The 1,571-nt window shown below is 37.3% G+C and carries 2 protein-coding genes and 1 pseudogene; all 3 read left to right on the top strand.

Going from position 1 to position 1,571, the window contains the following annotated elements; translation table 11 throughout:
• Positions 1-455, top strand: a pseudogene (locus tag NE054_RS08190) (malate dehydrogenase); the annotation flags it as partial.
• 18 nt (positions 456-473) lie between these two features.
• Positions 474-1,319 carry a fumarate hydratase gene (locus tag NE054_RS08185; RefSeq protein ID WP_297890481.1) on the top strand — a complete coding sequence of 282 codons (846 nt, stop codon included), beginning with the start codon at positions 474-476 and terminating at the stop codon, positions 1,317-1,319.
• A gap of 24 nt (positions 1,320-1,343) precedes the next feature.
• Positions 1,344-1,571: fumarate hydratase C-terminal domain-containing protein (locus tag NE054_RS08180; RefSeq protein WP_297890480.1), on the top strand; the 228-nt coding region annotated here is incomplete at its 3' end.

The raw sequence follows: 1,571 nt of genomic DNA, 5'->3' as shown, positions 1-1,571 counted from the left end.
CAAACATAAACTGTTTTGTTATCGGTGGACATGGCGATGATATGGTACCTTTACTGTCAGTATCAAATGTAGGAGGAACTCCGTTAAAGAGCCTATTTACCAAAGAAAAATTAGAAGAACTTATAAACAGAACAAAATTCGGGGGAGGAGAGATTGTTAACCTTATGGGAACTTCCGCGTACCATGCTCCCGGAGCATCCGTTGTCCAAATGGTAGAGTCTATTTTAAAAGATAAAAAAGCTATAATGCCATGCTCTATATACTTAGAAGGAGAAGATGCAAGGTTCTACGAAGCTTATGATGTATGTGTAGGACTACCTGTAAAAGTTGGAGCACACGGTTGGGAAGAACTTGTAAAAATAAATCTAACAGAAGAAGAAAGACAAATGTGGCAAAAGTCCGTAAAATCAGTAAAAGAAGGCATAGAAAGAATAAAAGAGTTAAAATTAATATAAAAGTTTTGAGGTTGCCAAATGAGAGAAATACATTTCGATGAGATAGTAGAAAAAGTTAAAAACCTTGTAATGGATGCAGAGTACAAACTTCCCCAAGACTTTATTCAAGCTATAAAACTATCCGTTGACAAAGAAGAATCTCCACTTGGAAAAGAGATTCTTCAAGAAATCCTTAAAAATGCAGAAGTAGCAGAAAAAGAACAAGTAGCCTACTGTCAAGATACCGGATACCCTGTGTTTTTTGTTGAAATAGGTCAAGATGTTAAAGTAGTAGGTGGAAGCTTGAAAGAAGCAATAAACGAAGGTGTAAGAAGAGCAACTAAAGAAGGTTATCTAAGAGCATCGTTGGCTTATGACCCAATTTTTGACAGAAAAAACACAGGTGACAACACACCAGCTTTAATATATTTTGATATCGTAGAAGGAGACAAGATAAAGATAAAATTTGCAGCAAAAGGTGGTGGCTCTGAAAATCAAAGTAAACAAGCTATGTTAAAACCTGCAGATGGACTTGAAGGTGTTAAAAAGTTCATTCTTCAAACTATAGCAAATGCAGGACCTAACGCTTGCCCTCCTTTTACAGTAGGTGTTGGAATAGGTGGAACTTTTGATTACTCAGCAGTTTTAGCTAAAAAGGCTCTTTTTAGACACATAGGAGAAAGACATCCGGACCCAAGAATAGCAGCGTTAGAAGAAGAGCTTTTAAACCTTGCAAATCAACTTGGTGTTGGACCTCTTGGCTTTGGTGGAACAACAACAGCTGTAGATGTAAAGATAGAAATAGCACCTTGTCATATAGCATCACTGCCTGTTGCGGTAAACATACAGTGCCATGCAGCAAGACATAAGGAAGTAGAGATATAAAAAATCTCATCAACGAGGAAGAACATGAGTGAAACAAAAATTATAACAACACCTTTAACGGATGAAGTTATAGAAACACTAAGAGCTGGAGATAAAGTTTTAATAACCGGATGGGTTTACACAGCAAGGGATGCAGCTCATAAAAGAATGCTTGAAGAGTATGAAAAAACTGGAAAACTTCCCTTTGACATCAAAGGGCAGGTCATTTACTATGTTGGACCAACTCCGGCAAAACCAGGACAAGTGATAGGG

The organism is Sulfurihydrogenibium sp., from assembly GCF_027448985.1.
In the GTDB taxonomy this organism is placed as follows: domain Bacteria; phylum Aquificota; class Aquificia; order Aquificales; family Hydrogenothermaceae; genus Sulfurihydrogenibium.
The sequence above is the reverse complement of the archived record's forward strand: the minus strand, read 5'-3'. Positions and strand labels throughout refer to the sequence as shown.